This is a genomic window from Alteromonas profundi (genome assembly GCF_010500865.1).
GTDB classification, from domain to species: Bacteria; Pseudomonadota; Gammaproteobacteria; order Enterobacterales; family Alteromonadaceae; genus Alteromonas; species Alteromonas profundi.
Map to the genome: position 1 here is coordinate 43,655 of NZ_JAAAWN010000006.1, position 22,276 is coordinate 65,930.

A 22,276-nucleotide genomic window follows, 5' to 3' on the forward strand; every position below is an offset into this window, starting at 1 on the left:
CGACGTTTGTCGATGCGACTGAGTTTGCCCTCGCACAAACCATTGCCTAGAGCGAATTATGATTAACAGTAAAATTGCCGAGGAACTCTCGGTTCAGCCAGCCCAAGTAGACGCTGCCGTTAAACTCCTTGATGAAGGCGCTACCGTGCCTTTTATTGCACGCTATAGAAAAGAAGTAACGCAAGGGCTAGATGACACCCAACTTCGTAACTTACAGCAACGTCTTACTTACCTGAGAGAACTTGAAGAAAGACGCGGGGTCATCCTTAAATCTATAGATGAGCAAGGCAAGCTTACCGATAGCTTAAAGCACAGTATTGTTTCTGCCGACAGTAAAACCTCTTTAGAAGACTTGTACCTACCTTACAAACCGCGTAGACGTACTAAAGGTCAAATTGCTATTGAAGCGGGCCTTGAACCTTTAGCTTCCGCTTTGTTTGAGGATGCCACGTTAGACCCGAATGTGCTCGCCGCCGAATACGTTGATGAAGGTAAAGGGGTGAAGGACGTTAAGGCAGCCTTAGAAGGCGCCCGCTTTATTCTTATGGAACGCTTTGCTGAAGATGCTGCACTGCTGGCCAAAATTCGTCATTATCTCACCGAGAACGCCCATATCCGCAGTAAAGTGGCACCGGGAAAAGAGCAAGAAGCCGCCAAATATAAAGACTACTTTGAACACAGTGAGAAGTTTAAGAACGCCCCCTCCCATAGAGCGCTTGCCATGTTTAGGGGCCGTAACGAAGGCGTGCTTCATATACAGCTTGATGCAGATCCTCAGCAAGATGACGCTTCTGCACCTTCGCACTGTGAGCACATTATTGCCAGCCACTACGGTATTATGCAGCGGAATCGCGCCGGCGATGATTTTCTAGCTCAGGTGGTTCAATGGACCTGGAAAATCAAAATTGCTTTACACATGGAAACCGAACTTTTCAGCACGTTACGAGAACGCGCCGAAGAGGAAGCCATTGAAGTATTTGCTAAAAACCTTAACGACCTCTTAATGGCTGCGCCCGCTGGCGCGAAAACCACTATGGGGCTTGATCCTGGTTTGCGTACCGGGGTGAAAGTGGCCGTGGTTGATAAAACCGGAAAGGTGGTGGCTACCAATACTATTTTCCCCCATGTACCACAAAATCAGTGGGACAAATCTATGCGTACGCTTACCACCTTGTGTAAGCAATACAAAGTAGAGCTTATTAGCATAGGTAATGGTACTGGCTCACGGGAAACTGATAAATTGGTAGGGGAAATGCTAAAAAACAACCCTGACCTGGGCGCTCAGAAAATTGTAGTTAGTGAAGCGGGCGCATCAGTGTACTCAGCGTCAGAATTAGCGTCAAAAGAGTTACCCGACCTTGATGTATCGCTGCGTGGCGCTGTATCTATAGCGCGGCGCTTGCAAGACCCACTCGCTGAATTAGTAAAAATTGAGCCCAAAGCGATAGGTGTTGGTCAGTATCAACATGATGTAAGTCAAAGCCAATTAGGTAAATCCCTCGATAGAGTAATAGAAGATTGTGTAAATGCGGTAGGGGTTGATTTAAATACCGCCTCGCCTGCCTTACTCAGCTACGTTTCAGGCTTAAATAAAACCTTGGCCCATAATATTGTCCATTTTAGAGACAGTCACGGTGCATTCGATAATAGAAAAGCGCTGTTAAAAGTGGAGCGTTTAGGCCCGAAAGCGTTTGAACAAGCGGCGGGCTTCTTGCGTATTTTCAATGGCACTAACCCACTGGATTCCTCTGCGGTGCACCCAGAAGCTTACCCAGTGGTTGATAATATTGTAGATACTACTGCCGTTGCAGTTAACGATATTATTGGTAATACAGAACTATTGAAAACCTTGTCGCCAGAAACCTTTACTAATGACGCCTTTGGTTTACCTACGGTAAAAGATATTTTGAAGGAATTAGATAAACCGGGACGAGATCCACGCCCTGAGTTTAAAACAGCCGCCTTTAAAGAAGGCGTAGAAACGATTCAAGATCTTAAACCAGGCATGATTTTAGAAGGTGTGGTTAGCAACGTTGCTAACTTTGGGGCGTTTGTGGATGTGGGAGTCCATCAAGACGGACTGGTACACATTTCGGCCCTAACCAATAAATTTATATCTGACCCGCGAGAAGTGGTAAAAGCTGGCGATATTGTTAAAGTAAAAGTGCTTGAGGTAGACGTACCTCGCAAACGTATTTCGTTTACCATGCGCCTAGATGATACCCCGGCTGCGTCAAACAGCGAAGGCAAGCGCTCGACACCTGCACCAAAAGGTAAGCAGCACACCCGAGGTCCACGCAACGACAAAGCCTCGCCACGAAGTAATAAACCTAAGGCTCAACCGCAAAACAGTGCCATGGGCAATGCATTCGCCGATGCCTTTGCAAAAGCCAAAAAATAACGTCAAATAGTAAAAAGCCGGCGAAAAACGCCTACCTCGGGTAGGCGCCCACTCACCGGCTTTTGTGTTTTCATACTTAGCTCTTGAATTTAGCCCTAGGCGCTAGCAGAAAACCCTTCTTTGCTTGGTGTATAACTCGCTGCATAAACGTGCTGAATTCGGGAAATACGCGCTTGCATGTATTCATCTGCCGCTGAATTAGCAGCCCCGTTAGGGCTTGCTACTGAATATTTATTTTCGCTGCTATGTGATGTGTCAAAAAGACTTTGTGGCTCCATCTGGACAGAAAATAACGATGCACTTTCCAGTCGGCGATTGGGGATCTCAACGCGTTGGGTGTCGGTCTCACCCACCTTACCTAGTGGCAGTGATTCACTATCATTGTCGTGACTTTCATTAGACACAGCGGGGGTGGTCTGCGACTTTTGTTGCGCTATTTCTACGCGTGCTTCAGATTCCTTCTGTACCGCTTCTGCTGCCACCTTCAAATCTTGTGAAGAAGGCTCAGCGGGCGCGAGCGCAGCGGCGCGCACTTGCTGCATTTTAGATACGGTTTGCTCAGGTGTTTGCGCCTTTGAAACATCAATAGATACCTCGCCATCGGTAACATAGCTTCTATTGTCCGGCCCAGTGGTATACTGGTACTGAGGTGAGCCTGCATATTGCCCTCCCGCAGCTGCGTGTGCCTGTTCGTGCGTTCTAACTTCAGCATCCCGTTTTTCCAGCGCTTCTATTTCTTCTTGTTCTTCGGGGATCTTTCCTTCAAGGCCTTGTTCTTCGACCTGCTGCTTGGCATGTTGCTGCGCTTGTTGTTCGTTTTGCGCATCCTGTTTGCCAGCGCTTTCTTGTTCACTGTTATTTAAATCTTGCCCAAACACATTATCAAATGCGCTTTGCACATCGCTTTGCGACTGAGGACGTTCATATGTAACAGGCGCAGGTTGCTGACCCGGGTTGCGGGCTTTATCGGTTTCAGACCCCAACCCTTTTTGCGAGGCGCCTTGTTCAGCGCCTGCCGCTTGAGGAATGGTTTCACGGAGCACATTATCACGCCGAGCAGACTCGGTATTAACGTTTGCCGTAGGATAGGCTAATGCTGTGATAATAGGTGTGACAATATTCACCGAACGCGTGCTCTCTACTTACGTTAATGTCGCAAAAATGGTGCTAACAGGATTATGAGTGAAGCCTCGGCCAATACCGCTTCGCTACCGCCCTCTACCCTCTTATGAGCAATTATTAACCAATTCATCGGCAATGAAAAGGTTTTCGTCGCCTATGCCCGCTAAACAATAGTGCTCTAAGAGGTTATTTGGATGTCTATTAAATTCCTTTAAGCCCTTAAGCGCCCCTTCTATGACGCCTTCTGCTGATAAATATTTGCCGCAAAAGAAAATAATATATCTGCGGTTTGCTGAGGGTGCGAAATAAAGGGAGCGTGTGAGGCGTGGGGCAATACCACAGTATCGGCCTGAGGCTGTAACTCGCAAATACCGTCTATGCCACTGGTAGGCACCAAGCTATCCAAGCGCCCATATAGACGTAACGTTGGCAACGTTATCGCGCCTATCTCACTGCGCAAATCTTCCGATGATAAAATGTGCAAACCTTCTTTTAGCGCGAATTCTGATGGCGAGGGGTACTGGGTAATTTGCTCTCGAATGGCTTTAATATCTTGCTTTGCAGTTTCACTACCCATCGCCTGAATGGCTAAAAATCGCTCTAGTGTTTTACTAAAGTTTTTCTCTAATTGACGTTTAAATGTGGTTAGTACGTCAGCTGCAATTCCGGGCCATCTAGGGCCTGCAACGAAACGCGGAGTAGAAGCAATAGTGACGAGCCCGGCGAGTAGGTGAGACTTTTTCGCCGCTAATTTTTGCGCCACTAGCCCCCCTAAAGACCACCCCACTAAAATACTTTTAGCGGGAATATAAGGCGCAATCATTTCCGCTAATTGCGCAATAGTGTATGGCTGAGGGGAGTGCTCCGCGTTTTCACCAAAACCGGGCAGATCGATAGTAGTGATCCGAAAGTGCGCACTTAAATAGGGAATAAACGATGTAAAAGCACCACTATTCATGCCCCATCCATGTAGGAAAACCAGATCGTTTCCTGTCCCTTGAGTACGGGTGACAAGCGGTATGTTGGTATGCAAATCTTTCACTGTATTTAATCCTTAATATATAGCGAGATAAGGGTGAGGATAAGTTTATCTGCGCAGTAACTCAGTTTTTTAAAACCCGCTTAACTGCGATGAAACGAGCGGTGAATTTTTCCTGTCTACTATGCTATCAGGCAAGTCCTACGCCAGTATGTCAATGGTGTGAACATGACCTCTTTATTTTTACTTGCCCACAGTATAAAGAAAACCTGCTTGAATTTGGTCCTATCAGTCGACACGTGCGCCATAGCGCGTACCATAAACTGTGCTTGCTAGGGCTTTATGCCCCCCCTCTATCTACCTTGATACAAGCGATGAAGTTTCGCCACTCTCTAGTCTCTGCCAGTGAAATAGCTCGGCTTTTTGTTGCTAAAATGCAACAACATGAAAGCCCTTTACCCACGTTACTATTGCCAGTACCAATTAGCCCTCTACGTATGGCTCGCAGGCACTATAACCAAGCGGCAGTCCTCGCTTCAAAGGTGAGTGCGCTGACTGGCATTCCTTTGTGTAACAGTTGGGCCCAACGCAAAGGTGCATCTACCCAGCATAGGCTGTCAAAACAAGCGCGCATACAAAATGCCCGGCGCTCGTTTTCCTTAACCGCTATATGTCTTGATTCGATGTTGGAAAAGCCGGATATTCACCTACATGTAGCCATCGTGGATGATGTAATTACCACCGGCGTAAGCGCTGACGTATTAGCCGCACTACTTAAAAAGCGCTATCCAGAGATTTATATTGAGGTATGGGCGATGGCGTTTACGCCACCGCCAAAAAGCACGCTATTAAATTAATAGCGAATAAAATGCGATTGATAAATTGCGTTACTTAACATTTTGTTGGTGGCATACCAATAGCCCCTGAACTGGGTATTATCTACAAAACCAATAACCACCCCTTTACCCCGTTTTTTTGTAACCACAGCTGGGGTTTGTGCAATCAAATCTACCATGGCATCTGCGCTAAAGCCTGACGCTAAAGGTGCGTTGGTATAGCGGGCAGGTGTACTAAAAACAGAGTAGTGATTATCTATCACCATATTGCTGGTTTTAAACATTGCCAGTGTATCTGACTGGTAGCCATAAAATAGCGGATGTGAGTTATCGATTTGTGCGATATACGCCGAACCTGCAACTAGCTTTTGCGCTGCATGGGCTGAACGGTCTGCATACGTTAGTCCCTCTTCATCAAAATGGCTATCAATTTCCCCCCGTTTAACCACACTTATATTCAACCATTCATTTTGCGCAAAATAGCGTAAAGCTGATTTTTGCCCAATTAACACGCCGCCCTGTTCTACCCAGGCGATAAGCTGCTGTTTAGTGTTCTCGGACAATATGAAGCGGCCACTAGGAAATATAATGTGGCTATACTTGTTGGTTAACGCAGTTAGAAGATTACGTTGTTCCACAATAGTGGTAGGTAGCCCCACTCGGGTATCAAAGTAGTGCCACATTTCTCCCACTTCATACTCACTGGTTCCTTTTCCTCCCACTAGTAGCACATTTGGGGGGGTTATAGGCGCAATGGAGCGGCTTCCTAAATCGTTTCCACTGGGGGTAAGGCCGCTGGTAATAGCATGAACTTGAATGCCAAGGTGCTGCGCGTTTTCCTGTACAAGGTGTGCAAGATTTTGTGCTTGGCCCATGCGACTGGGCCCCGCCGGAATAATAATACTGCCCGGGGGAAATGCCTTGCGGCTACCGTTGGCTGTCTGCGCGGTAAAGCCGCTTTCTGAGCTGCGGGCTTTAACCCCTGCTTCCAATAAAGCTTGTAACAGGGCTGGCGCATAGTAATCAGTCCAGTCGAAAGCGTATGCATAGGCGTTATCCGCCAATGGCGTGTGATAGGTAGCTGCGTCCCACTGGTTATTTGCTGCGGTTTTAATACTGTTTGCTTGGCGGTGAGAAACCCCCGTATATTGCACGTTAAAAGCTAAAGCGATATTCCAACTAGAGACATCATAAAAGGTGTTATTTTCAAATGACGTTTGAGTGGAAAATAACGATTTAACGAGCCGGTATTGGGGTTGAGACAAGGGCACATAAATCGCGTTGTTGGCGATATATTTCGTATCATCAATAGAAATATCTCGAGTGACGAGGTTAAACACAACCTGGTGTTGGTTTAATAAGTCAATAAGCGCGCTAAATCGCCCGCTATCTTTAGGAATGGCCAGTAAATAGCCCGCCTGGTCATCGTCATTCGCTTGTTTACGGGTCTCTTTAATAAAACGTGACTGATAATCTAAAATAGCAGGCTTATTGGCTAATGCGCCTTCAAAGGTGCTTAACGACGTTGAAACTTGGTTGGCTATTGTGTCAGCAAACGCTAACTCACCGTTAATCGATTCCTGCAAATGACCCCGAGAGCTTGCCTGCTCAAACAAGATGCCAATGCTGCCATGAACATCGGGGTAGGTAGAGCCTTTACCTACGTAAAAATCATCGAACCCCTCTTCAGTAAAATACAGTTCGCCTTTGCTATCTAGAGCCTTAGCGTGATATTGCGCCATAGCTTCTGTAAGAGTGACATTACCGTCGGGCGTCATCGGGTTTTTACGCGAGCGTACGCCGGGTTGGAAAAAATAGGTACTATCGGTAGACATTTCATGAAAGTCAGTAAGCACATGAGGCCGCCACTGATGAAATTGTTTAATCCGTGCGCGGGATTCTGGGTGCGTAAGCAGAAGCCAATCGCGGTTTAAATCAAACCAGTAATGGTTAGTTCTACCAGAAGGCCACCCTTCGTCGTGTTCGCGGTGATGGCTATCGGCAACCAATTGCTTCCCTTTGTGCATATTTGCCCATTGAGCGAAACGCGAGAGGCCGTCGGGGTTGAAAGACGGGTCAAGAAGCACAACATTATTGTTTAGCAATGCAGCAATGTCTTCGCCTTGCGCGGCGGCAAGGTAATAAGCAATCACAAGTGAAGCATTAGCGCCGGAAGGTTCATTACCATGAATGCTATACCCCATGTAGATTATAAGCGGGTCGGTGCTTTGAGGTTGCTTACCTGTAGCGAGTCGGTCTAGGTGGGCTTGTTGAAGGCTAGCTAAACGAGGCTGATTATCCGAAGCGGTAATCTTTAGCAATAGCAGCTCTCGATTTTCGTGGGTTCGACCGGTAACCTCTAGGCTAATTCTGTCTGAGGCCTCGGCTAGTACACGCATATATCTGACAAGTTGATCATGACGCACGTGCCATTCACCTATTTGCATGCCTAGCACAGATTCTGGAGTGGGTATATCGGGGTTATAGTTTATATTCTTCGGCAAATAGTCATGCACCGGGCGGCCGCCAGTATCTACGTTGACTGTCGCGCCACTAGCGCTAAGGGATGATATTAGAAATAAGCACACGCACAGGCATTTTGAGTAGGAAGAAAATAATGTTTGCGTGCCGGCGCTGATCAATGTAGCTAACATAGCGTTTTCCATCTTGTTGTTTTGCTGAAACATCGAAAACAAGAATACTTGACTGTTTTAGTCAGGTTTTTTTGTTATCATAGTTCAAATTTTAATGGTATGTAGGACTTGCTGATGATCACTATATCAGAAGATGCTCAGGCTCACTTTGTAAAATTACTGAGTAAACAAGAGCCTGGCACAAATATTCGCGTATTCGTCGTAAACCCGGGCACCTCGAGTGCAGAGTGCGGCGTATCTTACTGCCCACCAGATGCGGTGGAAGACAATGATACTCGCTTAGAGTTTAACGGTTTTGACGCCGTTGTAGATGAAGAAAGCGTACCTTATCTTGAGGAAGCCGAAATTGATTACGTTACTGACCAAATGGGTTCACAATTAACCCTAAAAGCGCCTAACGCGAAAGCCCGTAAAGTGGCTGACGATGCGCCTTTGGTTGAACGTATTAATTATATGATTGAAGCTGAAATCAACCCTCAACTGGCGAGTCACGGCGGTCAGGTGATGTTGGTTGAAGTAACCGAAGAAGGTTACGCTATTCTTCAATTCGGCGGCGGTTGTAATGGTTGTTCAATGGTAGATGTTACCCTTAAAGACGGCATTGAAAAACAAATGCTAGAAGCCTTCGCGGGTGAAATAAAAGGTGTACGCGATGCCACTGAACATGAAGCGGGCGAACATTCTTATTACTAACGCTGGTCGTTAATAATGTTAGATATAAATAAGAGCTGGCAACGATTTAAACTTGGTTTAGGGCTGTTCGTTGTCGGCGCTTTTTGTTTACTGTTGCTTAGTCGCTTACATCCTGTCATTTATTTTATCTCCCTTGGTACTCTTTTGTTGGGTTTTGCCATTGCCATGCTTGGTTACTTGGGCATTTTTCTCCAGCGTTTCGCTAGTTTTAAAAATAAAAAGACACCCCCTCGTTTTTAAACTCACTTTGCCTTTATACTGGTATTTTGCCGGTGTAAGTATGGTGATATATGAAAACATTGGGTCTTATTGGCGGTATGAGCTGGGAATCCAGCGTAACTTACTACCAACAAATCAACCGTCTTGTAAATCAAGCACTGGGTGAATTACATAGCGCTAAGCTTTGCCTCTACAGTGTCGATTTTAATCAAGTTGCCCATTATCAAAACACCGCACAGTGGCACGCTTGTGCACAAATACTGATTGAAGCCGCCCACAGCTTAGTTCGGGCGGGCGCAGAAGCCATTGTGATTTGCACTAATACTATGCACAAAGTCGCGCACCTCGTGGCCGAGGCTATTGATATCCCTCTTCTACATATTGCCGACGCTACAGGGTTAGCGCTTCAAAAAGACCACATTAAACGCGTAGGGTTACTCGGCACCGCTTTTACTATGGAAGATGACTTTTACACCTCTCGTCTGGTAAACCAATTTAGTTTAGATGTACTCACGCCCTCTCCTTCTCAGCGCCCCTTGGTGCACGATATTATTTATACTCAATTATGCAAAGGGGTGATTTGTGATCAATCACGAACCCAGTATATTGAAATCATCAATGACTTGAACCAGCGAGGGGCACAAGGGATTATATTAGGCTGTACTGAAATAGGCCTGTTAATAAACCAAACCCATACTGAGGTTCCGTTATACGATACCGCTGCTATTCATGCACAGGCAGCGGTAGCGTTCGCACTAGAACAATAACCATTAGAGAGAGCGGTAATTATGTTTAGTCACATTATGATAGGGGCCAATGACCTCGAAGCGTCAAAGGCTTTTTACGATGCCACTTTAGCAGTATTAGGTCATGAGCCGGGGGTGTACGATGAACACGGCCGCGTTTTCTATTACACCTCGCGGGGTGTTTTTGCATTAACTAAGCCAATTAACGGCGAAGCGGCCACCCATGGCAATGGCACTACGATAGGGATTGCCGCAAGCTCACCTGAGCTAGTAGATGAGTGGCATAAGGTAGGCGCAGCGAACGGGGGTATACCTTGCGAAGACCCACCAGGCATTAGAGGAACGGGGGAGCGACAACTTTATTTGGCGTATCTTCGTGATCCAGCAGGGAACAAACTCTGCGCTACCCATTTTGTTAAAAAGTAGTTCACCTACACTAGCGCTAGGCTCACCTGCATTTGCGTCAGGGGTGGGCCTACGCCTATTTTAATCGTCTCCCTTAAAAGCGTGCTACTTACACAGCCTGCCGTGCTTATCTAGCCGATAAAACATCAGCGCCAGTGTTGCGCCCCGTGCGAAAACAAAGCCTAACAAGGCATACCACAAACTAATATTTCCAATGTCTTTATTTACATACCACAACGGGAAAAATACTAATAACGCACTGAAAATCATACTATTTCTCATAGCGTCGGCCCGGGTTAAACCAACAAAAACGCCGTCGTAAAGAAAACACCAGTGCGCCAATAGGGGTAAAATAACCATTAATGGCAAATAACCTAGCGCCGCACTCACAAGGTGTTGATGCTCGGTAAGCAAAGCGATAATAGTTTCGCCAAACAGATAAAACGCCAACGAGTATATAACGGCCACAGCAGAAGACCACACTAACCCCTGGTACGTACGACGCTTAATTTCGTGGTTATCTTGCGCGCCTTTCGCCTCTCCAACCAGTGCTTCCACCGCGTAGGCAATGCCATCTAAACCAAGGGCAATAAGGACGAAAAACTGCATTAAAATGGCGTTAATTGCCGCTGGAGTTTCACCTAAACGAGCCCCTTGAATAGTGACAAAGGCAAGGCACCCTTGTAAGGCTAAGTTTCGTAGCAGCATATTGCCGTTTAACTTCATTAGAATTTTACGTGCAGCACGGTTAAACCACGCTCTATCGGGTTTCACTCCCACCACCTGTTTAAAGGCAACCCAAAGTGCCATACATGCCATGCTGTATTCGGCGATAATACTCGCCAACGCTACGCCAGGTACTGACATACCTAGCCCATAAACAAATAGCACATCTAATCCAGCATTGAGTAAGTTTCCCACCACCTGAATGATCAAAACCGAACGTGTTTTCTGTTGCCCTACTAGCCAACCGATAAGTGCTAGATTAAGCATAGCTGCTGGCGCTCCGAACACGCGAACATCAAAATACGCGACAAGATGTTGCTGAACCTCTAAAGTCGGGCTCGCTAGCGCAACACCAACGTAGAGAATAGGCGCCTGAAATACTAACAACCCCAAACCCAGTAATAGTGCTACCATCATGGTTTGCCAAAGTACTTTGGCTGACGCTATTTTTGTGTCTTTAACCCCTCGAGCCTGAGCACTTAACCCTGTTGAGGACATTCTAAGAAAGCCACACAGCCAATATATCTGGGTAAGAATAAGGGCGCCAACTGAGGCGCCTGCGAGCATGGCGGGAAGTTGCATATGCCCCAATACAGCGGTATCAACTAAGCCAAGAAGAGGTGTGGTAACATTAGCTAAAATCATGGGTATAGCTAAGGCCACCAAGCGGGTACTGTCGTGCCAAAAATTTTTTTGATCCCTACTTACTGGCAGTGGCATACAAACTCTCTATTCTATTTATTCAACTAATGCGTATAGCTACCATTTTACCGGCTGTCTGCGCACATTCATATTGAGGGGAAAATATGAAAATTACCTACCCACAATGGCGTTTAAGCCGTTTCGCTCATTTTACACTTATATGCCTATGTTTTATGTGGATAGGGGCGGCTACTTTCGCCGATGCGAAGACCCAGTCTACGATAACCCCCGCGGCAATACCCCAGCACAATAGCGTTATATTATTGTATCACCACGTGTCTGATAGTACGCCTAAAAGTACCAGTGTAACGCCTGAAGTATTTGCGCAACACATGGCGTATTTAAGCAATCATCATACGGTTATCCCGTTAACCAAGGCCATCGATGCACTCCAACAAGGAACGCCATTGCCGGAAAATAGTGTGGTAATTACCTTTGATGATGGTTATGCAAATATTCTTCACAATGCCCATCCAATTTTGGCGAAATACGGTTTCCCCTATACGGTTTTTATAAATCCGCAAGAAATTGGCAGTAACGCGCAGCAACTCACATGGGAACAAGTTACCGCAATGCATAATGATGGTGTTACCTTTGCAAACCACACGCTTGATCATATTCATATGCTGGACAACCAACATGCAGGGGGCGACTGGTTGACGCGGGTTTGGGAAAATGTCGTTGCTGCAGAGGCCAGTATTGCATCGCATATTGGACAATCGCACCAATATCTTGCCTACCCGTTTGGCGAGTTTAATAGTGCCTTGGCTAATAAGGTAAACGCAGAGGGATACATAGGTTTTGGCCAACATTCTGGTGCTATAGGGCCATATAGTGACTTTCGTGCGTTACCTCGTTTCCCCGCTGCGGGCCCCTACGCTAAGCTATCCACCCTTAAAACTAAACTTAACAGTCTGGCTATGCCGGTTGTGGATAATTCAATAACAAACCCAGAAATGCGCAGTAACCCAAAAGGTGTGTCAGCGACACTGAAAATAAGTGGTAACGATGTAAATCTGGCTCAGGCCAACTGCTTCTTCGGATCACAGACTCTCGTCACCCATACGAGTAAAACGCAGCTCTCGTTTACGCTTGATACACCTTTGCCTGTAGGGCGCTCACGGGTAAACTGCACAGCGCCTTCCTTTGCCCATCCAGGCCGCTATTATTGGTATTCACAACCCTTTTTTGTGGCTAACGAAAAAGGTGAATATCCAAACTGATAGCGTTTAAAGAGGCTGGATAAAGCGTACGAATTTTTTAGTGAGTGTGTCCTCGCTAAATGCCAGAGCCTGATAAAATCGTATAGCCGCCGTGTTGGTGAGTTCTACATCTAATACAATACTTTGTTTATTCATACTCTTAGCTTGGGTTCGCATGTTGTCTATTAACATGCTTCCTACACCCATACGCCGGCTATGCGCAGCCACCGCTAGATGACCGAGCATAAATTGGGTTTTGGTCGGTGGCGCTAACTCTACCGCTAGCACCTGATTGCGCATAAGCACTTGCACCGCCTCGTCTAGCGAAAAGAAGCTGGTGATACTGTCTAAAGTGGCGCGATCGAAGGCTGCCCCTAATGCAACATGCCACGCGGTAACAACACCGACAATACGCTCATCTTGCACTGCAACCCAGTGGCTACTACAGCCGTATTGACCGCCTTTCAAACGCCACGCATGCTGCAAAAAAGTAAGCGCCTTAGTCGCATCATCTGCGCCAAAAATAGCCGTTAATATTCCTTGCGCCGCAGAAAAAATAAGAGGCGCAGCTTCGGTAGCGTCGTCGGGCTCGCCCGGTCTTATTGTAATACTCATGGATTACTGCGCGGCTATAATAGCTGGCATATCAGCCAGTATTTGCTCGGCGTCACTCACCGATAACTTTCCGGGTTCGCGCTTTGGTTTGAATCGGCCCACAGCCTGCGCTTTAGGATTGACTAAAACAATAGACGCACTATGGTCGACTAAATAATCAGGTTTATCTGTGCTTTCAGCAATGGCGTACATCATTCCTAAGTTTCTGGCGAAAGGAAATAAGTCTTTATGCTCGCCGGTAAGCCCAATAAAGCTTTGATTAAAGTACCCCACATAATCGGCTAAACGGGGCACGGTATCGCGCTTGGGATCAACAGAAACAAACACAACTTTAATAGGATTTTCGGTAGGCAGCTGTTGCAGTTGCGGATAAATTCTATTGAGCTCCGCCATGGTGGTAGGGCAGATATCCGGGCAAAAGGTATAGCCGAGGAAGATTAGCGACCACTGATCTTTTAAGCTGGTTTCGCTAAACGTCTCTCCATGATGATTGGTCAGAACAAAAGGCGCAATATTTCGCGCCTCAGGGTAGGCCTGAAAATAACGAACCTCGGTTTTATCGAGATCAGGAGGCGCAATATATAATGCGCCAATCACGCCTAAAATTAATGCGATAACAGCAACAACACCAACAACAACTCTTTGATTCATAAACTTAGTGGTACATAGTGATCTAAAAGTAATACCACAAACAATAGCATGAGATGGAGAATTGAAAACTTAAAAGTTTGCATAGCCGTTTGCGCTTTTGCTGCAAATTTTAGTTTAATCGCGTAATACAAGAACCCGGCATTTAACACACTTGAGCCTATTAGATAAATGATGTCACTCATACCTATTAGGTAAGGTAGTAAACACACTAAGCTTAACAGCACGGTATAGAGCAATACCGAGGTTTTTGTAAAGGCCACACCGTGGGTAACGGGCAGCATAGGCACTTTTGCCTTGGCATAGTCTTTTTCTCTATGGATAGCCAACGCCCAAAAATGCGGGGGGGTCCAGGTGAAAATGATCAGCACCAATAACAATGCATGGGCGTGAATCTCGCCTGTCACAGCTGTCCAGCCAAGTAGCGGAGGTGCTGCGCCCGCAAGACCTCCGATAACAATGTTCTGTGGGGTCGCACGCTTTAGGTACACTGTGTACACCACGGCATAGCCCACCAAACTGGCTAAGGTTAACCAGGCCGTGAGCATATTTACAAACAAACATAAAATAGCAAACCCTACTACGCCCAGTACGCCAGAGAACCATAACGCCCGGCTAATGCTTACCTTACCCTTTGCTACTGGGCGGTTAAACGTACGTGCCATCACGCTATCAATTTGATGATCGACCACATGGTTTATCACCGCCGCCGAGGCGGACAACATGCCAATACCCAACATGCCACTTATTAATACAGTGGCATCTACCCAACCAGGGGTGGCCAGACACATGCCCACCAGCGCAGTAAGTAACAGTAACATCACTACATTGGGTTTGGTTAATTCATAGTAGTCACGCCATGTGGAATTTTTACCCTGACGAACGCTTGAAGAAATAGACAAAGATTTAGCCATAGTGGCCTCCGTGGGTAGTAGAGTGAGATACCCGTTGTTGAGCGTATAAAAGTGACCAAGTTAACCAGACGAGTGTAAGTAATAGTGCTGCAGCAACGCCATTGTGTGCGACGGCAACCAGCAAGGGTAAACTCAACACCACATTGCTAATGCCAAGAGCTACTTGCAGACTTAGCACTGCAAGCATAACCATAACGCCCCTTTTTACTCGCTTGGTCAGCGAATGCGTACGTAAACAATAGACTGCGACAAACACTAAGTATAAACAGGTAATTACAGCGCCTGCTCTATGCATAATGTGCATTGTCATGCGTTCATTATAATCGTGCGCCCCATACTCGTAGTTTTCTGCTTCAGGTACACTGTAGGCGCCAGAGAAATCAAGCCGTTGCTGCCACCCCTCTTCGCAAATCGGCATCTCGGTACACGCTAGCGCGGCATAATTGGCAGAAGTCCACCCTCCAAGGGCAATTTGCCCCACCAGCACTACAATACCTATTGCGGCAATAGGCAAAATGCGGGAGTGAGGTTTCGCTAAGGTACTGCGAGGCAACGAACGCTCACCCGTTAACTTTAGATATAATAAGAATAGACAGGCAAGGACACTAAATCCACCTAATAGGTGCCCCATCACCACCACCGGCAGTAAATTCAACGTAACCGTCCACATGCCCAGCGCCGCTTGAAATATCACTAACCCTAATAGCAATATGGGTAGCTTTACCGGCGTACCTTTATGTCTATTGCGCAGTGCAATAATGGCAATGGCAAGAATGCACAAGCCCAAAGCGCCTGCAAAGTACCGGTGGATCATTTCATTCCACGCTTTACCTGCTTCAACTGGCCGGTCTGGATAGGCCTCATTGGCGGCCAGCACTTTTCCTTCTGACGTTGGTACTGTTAGGTTACCATAACAGCCCGGCCAATCAGGGCAGCCAAGACCTGCATCAGTCAGGCGCGTATACGCGCCTAGAATAATCACCACCATGGCTAGGAATAAACTAAACGCGACCAGTTTTTTCATTACTAACTCCTAACCTATACGGGATAACTTGAGCAGTTTTTTTATGTCTGCCAACATGTTCCTACTCTCTAACACTGCCACCTCGCGATCACTATCCACCTGATAAAACAACATGGCATTATTGAGGGTATCCACAATATAGACGCTTTGCGATGCAAGCATATTGGTAGCTTCACCGTCTACTTCTTGCGTACGCACGTTTGGATAAGCATCTAACGCGCTAAGCGCTTGCTTATCGCTGGTGGGCGTAACTAATACTAACGGCTCGGCTCTGTCCGACTCTTTACCTAGTGCTAACCACACCTGATTAATGCTGAACAATGCATTTTCACATGTTTTGTCACACGTAGAAGGAAGTACATACATAAGCCGCCATTTAGGCTCGTTACCCGCTCCCTCACTGCCCACCAATAAAGAGGAAACATTCAGGGTGGGTGATAGCAAGTTTCCCTTGTTAGTAACGCCTCGATTAAACCAGTCATGATCTAACGCTAATTTAGCTAAAACCACAGGGAGCACGAACACGATTACCATCAATATGAGTGTTTTTTTAGAGGCGTTATTGGTCATGAATTATTCCCTTTTTTAAAAATTGCTACAGATCCAATTAGCGCGGCCGCAATAGCCAAACCAAACCACACCATGGCATACCCCAGGTGTTTTTCTGGCGGCATTACCACCGGCTGATAGTCGCGTAAAAAAGTGTCATCTTGGTCGGTAAGATAGATAACGTATGGCAGTAGCTTATGGTTTAAAATGTCGGTTAGATGGGTAAATGAAATTTCTTGTATAAGTGCAGGAAAAGCAGGATCTTCCGCTAGGGTCTCAGTGGTTAAAGGATTGCGGCTTGGCACGCTCACTACACCATTAAAACGCTGCATGTTATTCGATATATTAACGCTAGGCAGTGTTCGTCTTAAATCGGGGGCCGGCAGCCATCCATAATTTACCAGTAACCAACCCGCGTTCGTGCGTACCGGTACAATAACGTCAAACCCTACTTTGCCGCCTTGCACTTGGTTATCTAATAACAATACATGCCCATTATCGGGTGTTCCGTTAAATGTTATGGCAACATCGCGAGGCTCATCTAGTGCTAACGCTTCTAATAGTTGTAGGCTTTCATTCCCTTGCTTTTGCGTTATGCTAGATAAACGTTGCTGCTTATGGACCATACGCTGTAACTGCCACACACCCAGCCCGCTCATTGCCACTACAGCAATGATGGTGACGCTTAAAGCGAATAATGTGGTGGTGTTAACTCGCGTCATATTAGAAACCAATGCAGCCTAAAAAGAGGTTTATATGCTAATAAAAATAATTCTACTTGCTTTGGTGATCTACATGATTGTAAACCTGTTTATGGCCATGCGAGTCATGATGAAAAACGACCCTAAAGATGGCCCTATGAGCAAATATATTGGTCGAAGGGTGCTAACATCAGCCATTATCGTTATATTAATTTTATTGGCTGTAGGCACCGGATTAATTACGCCAAACCCCCGACCTTATTAGGGCTTGGCGCTTATCAATTACAAGACGTAAACAAACAGATAAAGCATTACCCACACCACATCTACAAAGTGCCAATACCAACTACCGGCTTGAAATGCAAAGTGATTTTCGCCCGTAAAATGGCCTTTAAGGACACGTAAAAACAGTACCATTAAAATAATGGTACCCAGGGTCACGTGCATACCGTGAAACCCGGTTAGCATAAAGAATGTATTGCCATAGATACCCGACTGAAGGGTAAGTCCTAAATCTCTATAGGCATGCACATACTCTTCTACTTGTAAAAATAAAAAGCCAATTCCCAACAATATTGTGATGCCCAGCATTACTGTAAGCTGCTTTCTTTTGTTCTGCTCTAGCCCAACATGAGCGAAATGTAAGGTTATCGATGAGATCAACAAAATAATGGTATTAATTGTAGGTAAACCGGCAGCACTCATTTTTTGCGTAGTGATGCCACCTGGCGTAGATACCAAGGGCCAAATAGCTTCAAAAGATGGCCATAACACGGCATTGGTCATCTCGTTATTTGATGCGCCTCCTAGCCAGGGGACCGAGATAAAACGGGCGTAATAGAGAGCGCCGAAAAATGCCGCAAAAAACATCACCTCGGAAAAAATAAACCAACTCATGCCCTGCCTATAAGAGCGGCCAAGTTGTGCGCTGTAAAGCCCAGACATTGATTCATCGATTTGGTTTTTGAACCAGCCAAATAGCATGACCAGCAATACCACTATTCCGGCGGCTAAAATATGGCCGCCATAGCCAGGTTCGCCTTTTGTAGATTCAATAACAAAATTACCTGCGCCAACGGCGATAAGAAACAACGCCACTGCGCCGACAATGGGCCAAGGGCTTTGGGCGGGCACATAATACTTTTCATATTCTTGCTGCATACTTTCTCTCCTTATCCTACAACCTGTTATATATCGCGGTTAGGTTGAGGGACCATAAAGGGATTCGGTTTTGTAGTTAAGTCAGACGCTCTCGCGGTGACATCGTATAAGGTGTACTGCAGGGTAAAATAAGTAATCTCTTCGGGTAGTTGTGGGTCGACATAGAACTGCATTGGCATGTAGGCTTCATCACCTGCATCAAGTGGCTGCTGATTAAAACAGAAACATTCTGTCTTATTTAAATACAGCGCCGCCGTACCTGGCGAAACAGACGGTATCGCTTGTGCCACGATATCGCTAGATGCTGGGTTTCTGACGTAAAACGACACCGTAGTGAGTTCACCCGGGTGTACCTTTACCCGTGCAGTCTGCGCTCTAAATTCCCACGGCATACCCGTATTGGTACGCGTAATAAACTCAACGGTTATCTCGCGGCTTTCGTCTATTTCGATATACTCATAACTTGCTGCGCTATTTTCGGTTTTTCCATTAATTCCTGTTACATCGCAGAACACATCGTATAGCGGCACTAACGCAAACCCGAAACCAAACATGCCGACAACAATAACCAGCAGCTTGACCACCATTTTATTATTCGCCTTGCTGTGTGACATCGGGCTCGCCTCCTTCGCGCTTTACTTAACGACCGGTGGTGTCTCAAACGTATGGTAAGGAGCGGGTGAGGGAATTTCCCATTCCAACCCCTCAGCGCCTTCCCATACCTGGCTCGACACAGGATCACCGAGTTTCTTGCAAGCCTTAATGACTAACGCAAGGAAGATTAATTGCGATAAACCGAATGCAAAGCCCCCTACACTTATCCATTTATTAAAATCGGCAAATTGCAGGGCATAATCGGGTATACGACGAGGCATACCCGCTAAACCTACAAAATGCATAGGGAAGAAGAGTAAGTTCACTGATACCAGAGAACACCAGAAATGCCACTTTGCTAATGTAGTGTCGTACATTTTGCCGGTCCATTTAGGTAACCAGTAATACACCGCGGCCATAATGGAAAATATAGCGCCAGTCACTAATACATAATGGAAGTGAGCCACGACGAAGTAGGTATCATGGTATTGGAAATCCACCGGGGTAATGGCCAACATAAGCCCAGATAGCCCACCAATGGTAAATAGCACAATAAAGGCAATAGCAAACATCATGGGCATTTCAAAAGACAAGGAACCGCGCCACATCGTTGCCACCCAGTTAAACACTTTAACGCCAGTGGGCACCGAAATGAGCATGGTGGCAAACATGAAAAACATCTCCATGTACACCGGCATACCGGTAGTAAACATATGGTGGGCCCACACCACAAAAGATAGCAAGGCTATTGCCCCTGTGGCATAAACCATAGATGCATAGCCGAACAGTCGTTTGCGGGAAAAGGTAGGTACTATTTGCGAGATAATACCAAAGGCGGGCAAAATCATAATATACACTTCGGGGTGACCAAAGAACCAGAATATATGCTGGAACATAACAGGGTCGCCACCGCCTGCGGCATCAAAAAAGCTCGTGCCGAAGAATTTATCGGTTAATACCATGGTAACCGCACCGGCTAACACCGGCATTACCGCAATTAATAAAAACGCAGTAATTAGCCATGTCCATACGAACAAGGGCATTTTCATCCATGTCATACCCGGGGCACGCATGTTGAATATGGTCACAATGACATTAATTGCCCCCATAATGGATGAGATACCCATGATATGGACGGAAAATACGAATAATCCGGTTGAATCGCCACTATAGGTGGTGGACAACGGCGCATAAAAGGTCCATCCAAACGCGGGGCCGCCACCTTCCATAAACAACGAGCTCAATAGAATTAAAAAGGCGCCCGGCAAGATCCAAAAGCTCCAGTTATTCATGCGCGGCAACGCCATATCAGGCGCCCCTATCATCATAGGAATAAGCCAGTTTGCCAACCCAGTAAAGGCCGGCATAACGGCACCAAAAACCATGATAAGGCCGTGAACTGTGGTCATTTGGTTAAAAAAGTTAGGCTCCACTATTTGTAAACCTGGCTGGAACAACTCAGCCCTTATTACCATTGCCATGGCGCCGCCCACTAAAAACATAATGAACGCAAACCATAGGTAAAGCGTGCCTATGTCTTTATGGTTGGTGGTAAATAGCCATCGGGTAATGCCCTTAGGTATATGGTCGTGATGTTCGTGATCTTGTGGCGCCACTGCATCTGGCGTCATTATTTCTGTTGCTTTACTCATAATGCGCTCCTAGTTACCATTGGCGACAGCATAAACGTCTTTCGCTTGAACCATATCACCCGTGTTATTCCCCCACGCATTACGTTCGTAGGTAATAACCGCCGCAATATCTTTCAGGCTTAGCATCTTGCCAAAGGCCTGCATGGCTGTTCCTGCTTTTCCATGCAGTACTATGTCAATGTGCCCTGGCATATCTTCAAGGGCCATTTGACTGCCTTTAAGAGCAGGGAAAACGCCCGGCAAACCTTCGCCATTAGGCATATGACACGCTGCACAGGTAGCGTTGTATACCCGTTCCCCTTCTCTCATCAATTCATCCATAGACATATTCATTGACAACAGACGCTGTTCTTCTTCTCTTGCCTCTTTGGCAATGGCTTCTTGCGCATTCATCCACGCGTCAAATTCGGCGGGCTCTTTTGCTATAACCACTACTGGCATATAACCATGGTCTTTACCACAAAGCTCTGCGCATTGGCCCCGGTAGATACCGGGCTCATTCACTTTAGTCCATGACTCATTAATAAACCCTGGGTTAGCATCTTTTTTCACCGCAAAATCGGGCACCCACCATGAATGGATAACATCGTCAGAGGTAATTAAAAAGCGCACTTTCTTGCCTGTAGGGATAACCAGCGGCCGGTCAACTTCTAAAAGGTAGTTGTCACCTTTGTCGAAAATGTTTTCTATTTGCTCGCGCTGAGTCGCTAGCAATGAGTAATACTCGACGTCTCTGTCCATGTACTTATAATGCCACTTCCATTGCGACCCCGTTACGACAACGGTTAAATCCGCTTCGCTGGTGTCTTCCATAGCAATTAAAGTTCTTGCAGCAGGTACAGCCATAAATATAAGGATAAGGAAGGGTACAATGGTCCACGCAATTTCCACTTTTACGTTTTCATGGAAGTTAGCCGGTTTTGCCCCTCGTGATTTGCGATGTAAATACATAGATGTAAACATCACACCAAAAACCAGCACCGCAATTGCTACGCAGATAAAAAACATCAGCATATGTAGGTCATAAACCTGCCCACTGATGTCTGTGGCGCCTTGGCGTAGGTTAAGAGAAGAAGCTTCTCCTGCTGTTGTGTCAGCAAAAAGCAAAGAAGAAAATAGCATAAAGGGTAAATGCCACGCCCACTTTGCGACCTGTGTTGTTAGTCGTTTCACTCAGCACCTCCGTAATGGCAGACCCCTTCGCGCTATAAGAATGCGCGTAGTCGCTACCTAGTGGTTTCCTGTTACAGACTCTTACAACACTTTCTTACACATTCATGTAAACACAAGTTAGAGTCATTGTTATTATTTTGTTATAACTTGTCTAAGAATTGCGCAATAAAATGGCTACGTCTAGTCTTTTCTTATAAAAAACCTGTAAATAGAATGTATTTAAACCATTCGTTTGGTTATAAAGTACTGGAGGAATAGGCTGAATGGGCCGCCATACGGCACTTTTGTATGTGTGTTTCAAACACATATTTTGAACATTGCGCAAAATTATTGCAGTGGAAGTTAATTCGTTAATTCAGTGAGTAACAAGATGAATTGACTAATTTTCAAACAGCAAGATGAATGGTAAAAAACGTTCCGCAGAAAACAGCCATAGAAGTTTAAAGCGCCCTAGTGACTATCGGGCTATGCAGTATTCAGTAAGTCTATTTTGCGTTCTGTAGGCAACATTGACGTCATTATCCCTTATTAAAGACACAAAAAAACGGCCTATAGGCCGT

General features: G+C 46.0%; 22 protein-coding genes. 8 read left to right on the plus strand and 14 right to left on the minus strand.

All coding sequences use genetic code 11. The features are described 5' to 3' along the window. Window positions 1-58 precede the first annotated feature (58 nt). Window positions 59-2,401, plus strand: coding sequence for a Tex family protein (locus tag GTH32_RS06170; protein ID WP_163084376.1), 2,343 nt, complete (start codon window positions 59-61; stop codon window positions 2,399-2,401). Between the two features lie 95 nt (window positions 2,402-2,496). Here GTH32_RS06170 and GTH32_RS06175 read toward each other — a convergent pair whose 3' ends face one another. Together GTH32_RS06175 and bioH are read right to left on the minus strand one after the other, a co-directional pair. Further along, a complete protein-coding gene (locus tag GTH32_RS06175; RefSeq protein WP_163084377.1) occupies window positions 2,497-3,525 on the minus strand; it encodes a putative metalloprotease CJM1_0395 family protein in 1,029 nt (342 codons plus the stop codon). 230 nt (window positions 3,526-3,755) lie between these two features. After that, window positions 3,756-4,565, minus strand: a complete 810-nt coding sequence (gene bioH / locus GTH32_RS06180; RefSeq protein ID WP_163084378.1) for a pimeloyl-ACP methyl ester esterase BioH — start codon at window positions 4,563-4,565, stop codon at window positions 3,756-3,758. A 101-nt stretch (window positions 4,566-4,666) separates the two neighbouring features. Here bioH and GTH32_RS06185 point away from each other — a divergent pair, with 101 nt between their 5' ends. Continuing rightward, complete coding sequence (locus GTH32_RS06185; protein WP_163084379.1) at window positions 4,667-5,359, plus strand: ComF family protein; 693 nt, start codon at window positions 4,667-4,669, stop codon at window positions 5,357-5,359. Here the strand turns inward: GTH32_RS06185 and GTH32_RS06190 are convergent. Then, window positions 5,356-7,992, minus strand: coding sequence for a M14 family metallopeptidase (locus GTH32_RS06190; protein WP_203565391.1), 2,637 nt, complete (start codon window positions 7,990-7,992; stop codon window positions 5,356-5,358). The genes GTH32_RS06185 and GTH32_RS06190 overlap by 4 nt on opposite strands. Before the next feature lie 114 nt (window positions 7,993-8,106). On the opposite strand from GTH32_RS06190, the gene nfuA reads away from it, so the two are divergent. From nfuA to GTH32_RS06210, 4 genes are read left to right on the plus strand one after another with little or no spacing between them, the layout of a single operon-like run. Then, window positions 8,107-8,685, plus strand: coding sequence for a Fe-S biogenesis protein NfuA (nfuA, locus tag GTH32_RS06195; protein WP_163084380.1), 579 nt, complete (start codon window positions 8,107-8,109; stop codon window positions 8,683-8,685). 15 nt (window positions 8,686-8,700) lie between these two features. Beyond that, on the plus strand, window positions 8,701-8,925 hold the full coding sequence (locus GTH32_RS06200; protein ID WP_163084381.1) for a hypothetical protein: 225 nt from the start codon (window positions 8,701-8,703) through the stop codon (window positions 8,923-8,925). A gap of 50 nt (window positions 8,926-8,975) precedes the next feature. Beyond that, window positions 8,976-9,671, plus strand: coding sequence for an aspartate/glutamate racemase family protein (locus GTH32_RS06205; protein ID WP_163084382.1), 696 nt, complete (start codon window positions 8,976-8,978; stop codon window positions 9,669-9,671). Between the two features lie 21 nt (window positions 9,672-9,692). Further along, window positions 9,693-10,076 (plus strand): VOC family protein, encoded by a 384-nt coding sequence (locus tag GTH32_RS06210; protein ID WP_163084383.1) that lies wholly within the window; start codon window positions 9,693-9,695, stop codon window positions 10,074-10,076. 84 nt (window positions 10,077-10,160) lie between these two features. Here GTH32_RS06210 and GTH32_RS06215 read toward each other — a convergent pair whose 3' ends face one another. Beyond that, on the minus strand, window positions 10,161-11,501 hold the full coding sequence (locus GTH32_RS06215) for an MATE family efflux transporter (protein ID WP_246223166.1): 1,341 nt from the start codon (window positions 11,499-11,501) through the stop codon (window positions 10,161-10,163). Between the two features lie 86 nt (window positions 11,502-11,587). Here GTH32_RS06215 and GTH32_RS06220 point away from each other — a divergent pair, with 86 nt between their 5' ends. Continuing rightward, on the plus strand, window positions 11,588-12,706 hold the full coding sequence (locus tag GTH32_RS06220) for a polysaccharide deacetylase family protein (protein ID WP_163084384.1): 1,119 nt from the start codon (window positions 11,588-11,590) through the stop codon (window positions 12,704-12,706). Between the two features lie 6 nt (window positions 12,707-12,712). On the opposite strand, the gene GTH32_RS06225 is transcribed toward GTH32_RS06220, so the two are convergent. The 6 genes from GTH32_RS06225 to GTH32_RS06250 are packed head-to-tail and all read right to left on the minus strand — an operon-like array spanning window position 12,713 to window position 17,157. After that, window positions 12,713-13,300, minus strand: coding sequence for a GNAT family N-acetyltransferase (locus GTH32_RS06225; protein ID WP_163084385.1), 588 nt, complete (start codon window positions 13,298-13,300; stop codon window positions 12,713-12,715). A gap of 3 nt (window positions 13,301-13,303) precedes the next feature. Beyond that, the gene (locus GTH32_RS06230; protein ID WP_163084386.1) at window positions 13,304-13,951 is read right to left on the minus strand and encodes an SCO family protein; all 648 of its coding nucleotides are present in this window, start codon (window positions 13,949-13,951) and stop codon (window positions 13,304-13,306) included. Beyond that, a complete protein-coding gene (gene cyoE / locus GTH32_RS06235) occupies window positions 13,948-14,862 on the minus strand; it encodes a heme o synthase (RefSeq protein ID WP_163084387.1) in 915 nt (304 codons plus the stop codon). Before cyoE ends, GTH32_RS06230 begins: the two co-directional genes overlap by 4 nt. Further along, complete coding sequence (locus GTH32_RS06240; protein WP_163084388.1) at window positions 14,855-15,886, minus strand: COX15/CtaA family protein; 1,032 nt, start codon at window positions 15,884-15,886, stop codon at window positions 14,855-14,857. The genes cyoE and GTH32_RS06240 overlap by 8 nt, the downstream gene beginning before the upstream one ends. A gap of 9 nt (window positions 15,887-15,895) precedes the next feature. Continuing rightward, window positions 15,896-16,456, minus strand: coding sequence for a hypothetical protein (locus GTH32_RS06245; RefSeq protein WP_163084389.1), 561 nt, complete (start codon window positions 16,454-16,456; stop codon window positions 15,896-15,898). Continuing rightward, complete coding sequence (locus GTH32_RS06250; RefSeq protein ID WP_163084390.1) at window positions 16,453-17,157, minus strand: SURF1 family protein; 705 nt, start codon at window positions 17,155-17,157, stop codon at window positions 16,453-16,455. The genes GTH32_RS06245 and GTH32_RS06250 overlap by 4 nt, the downstream gene beginning before the upstream one ends. A 34-nt stretch (window positions 17,158-17,191) precedes the next feature. Between GTH32_RS06250 and GTH32_RS06255 the strand changes: the two genes are divergently transcribed. Beyond that, window positions 17,192-17,401 (plus strand): DUF2909 domain-containing protein, encoded by a 210-nt coding sequence (locus GTH32_RS06255; RefSeq protein WP_163084391.1) that lies wholly within the window; start codon window positions 17,192-17,194, stop codon window positions 17,399-17,401. Between the two features lie 17 nt (window positions 17,402-17,418). Here GTH32_RS06255 and GTH32_RS06260 read toward each other — a convergent pair whose 3' ends face one another. From GTH32_RS06260 to coxB, 4 genes are read right to left on the minus strand one after another with little or no spacing between them, the layout of a single operon-like run. Beyond that, window positions 17,419-18,297, minus strand: coding sequence for a cytochrome c oxidase subunit 3 (locus tag GTH32_RS06260; RefSeq protein WP_163084392.1), 879 nt, complete (start codon window positions 18,295-18,297; stop codon window positions 17,419-17,421). Between the two features lie 26 nt (window positions 18,298-18,323). Further along, window positions 18,324-18,911 carry a cytochrome c oxidase assembly protein gene (locus GTH32_RS06265; protein WP_163084393.1) on the minus strand — a complete coding sequence of 196 codons (588 nt, stop codon included), beginning with the start codon at window positions 18,909-18,911 and terminating at the stop codon, window positions 18,324-18,326. Between the two features lie 21 nt (window positions 18,912-18,932). Further along, window positions 18,933-20,543 (minus strand): cytochrome c oxidase subunit I, encoded by a 1,611-nt coding sequence (gene ctaD / locus GTH32_RS06270; RefSeq protein ID WP_163084394.1) that lies wholly within the window; start codon window positions 20,541-20,543, stop codon window positions 18,933-18,935. A gap of 9 nt (window positions 20,544-20,552) precedes the next feature. Next, window positions 20,553-21,716 (minus strand): cytochrome c oxidase subunit II, encoded by a 1,164-nt coding sequence (gene coxB, locus GTH32_RS06275; RefSeq protein ID WP_343033393.1) that lies wholly within the window; start codon window positions 21,714-21,716, stop codon window positions 20,553-20,555. Window positions 21,717-22,276 lie beyond the last annotated feature (560 nt).

Coding starts and splice junctions, on each gene's coding strand:
- GTH32_RS06190 (WP_203565391.1), bottom strand. CDS start 7,992: ATGTTAGCTACATTGATCAGCGCCGGCACGCAAACATTATTTTCTTCC.
- GTH32_RS06225 (WP_163084385.1), bottom strand. CDS start 13,300: ATGAGTATTACAATAAGACCGGGCGAGCCCGACGACGCTACCGAAGCT.
- GTH32_RS06215 (WP_246223166.1), bottom strand. CDS start 11,501: ATGCCACTGCCAGTAAGTAGGGATCAAAAAAATTTTTGGCACGACAGT.
- GTH32_RS06210 (WP_163084383.1), top strand. CDS start 9,693: ATGTTTAGTCACATTATGATAGGGGCCAATGACCTCGAAGCGTCAAAG.
- GTH32_RS06260 (WP_163084392.1), bottom strand. CDS start 18,297: ATGCAGCAAGAATATGAAAAGTATTATGTGCCCGCCCAAAGCCCTTGG.
- ctaD (WP_163084394.1), bottom strand. CDS start 20,543: ATGAGTAAAGCAACAGAAATAATGACGCCAGATGCAGTGGCGCCACAA.
- GTH32_RS06240 (WP_163084388.1), bottom strand. CDS start 15,886: ATGAAAAAACTGGTCGCGTTTAGTTTATTCCTAGCCATGGTGGTGATT.
- GTH32_RS06265 (WP_163084393.1), bottom strand. CDS start 18,911: ATGTCACACAGCAAGGCGAATAATAAAATGGTGGTCAAGCTGCTGGTT.
- GTH32_RS06230 (WP_163084386.1), bottom strand. CDS start 13,951: ATGAATCAAAGAGTTGTTGTTGGTGTTGTTGCTGTTATCGCATTAATT.
- cyoE (WP_163084387.1), bottom strand. CDS start 14,862: ATGGCTAAATCTTTGTCTATTTCTTCAAGCGTTCGTCAGGGTAAAAAT.
- GTH32_RS06255 (WP_163084391.1), top strand. CDS start 17,192: ATGCTAATAAAAATAATTCTACTTGCTTTGGTGATCTACATGATTGTA.
- GTH32_RS06205 (WP_163084382.1), top strand. CDS start 8,976: ATGAAAACATTGGGTCTTATTGGCGGTATGAGCTGGGAATCCAGCGTA.
- GTH32_RS06200 (WP_163084381.1), top strand. CDS start 8,701: ATGTTAGATATAAATAAGAGCTGGCAACGATTTAAACTTGGTTTAGGG.
- GTH32_RS06250 (WP_163084390.1), bottom strand. CDS start 17,157: ATGACGCGAGTTAACACCACCACATTATTCGCTTTAAGCGTCACCATC.
- GTH32_RS06245 (WP_163084389.1), bottom strand. CDS start 16,456: ATGACCAATAACGCCTCTAAAAAAACACTCATATTGATGGTAATCGTG.
- nfuA (WP_163084380.1), top strand. CDS start 8,107: ATGATCACTATATCAGAAGATGCTCAGGCTCACTTTGTAAAATTACTG.
- GTH32_RS06220 (WP_163084384.1), top strand. CDS start 11,588: ATGAAAATTACCTACCCACAATGGCGTTTAAGCCGTTTCGCTCATTTT.
- GTH32_RS06170 (WP_163084376.1), top strand. CDS start 59: ATGATTAACAGTAAAATTGCCGAGGAACTCTCGGTTCAGCCAGCCCAA.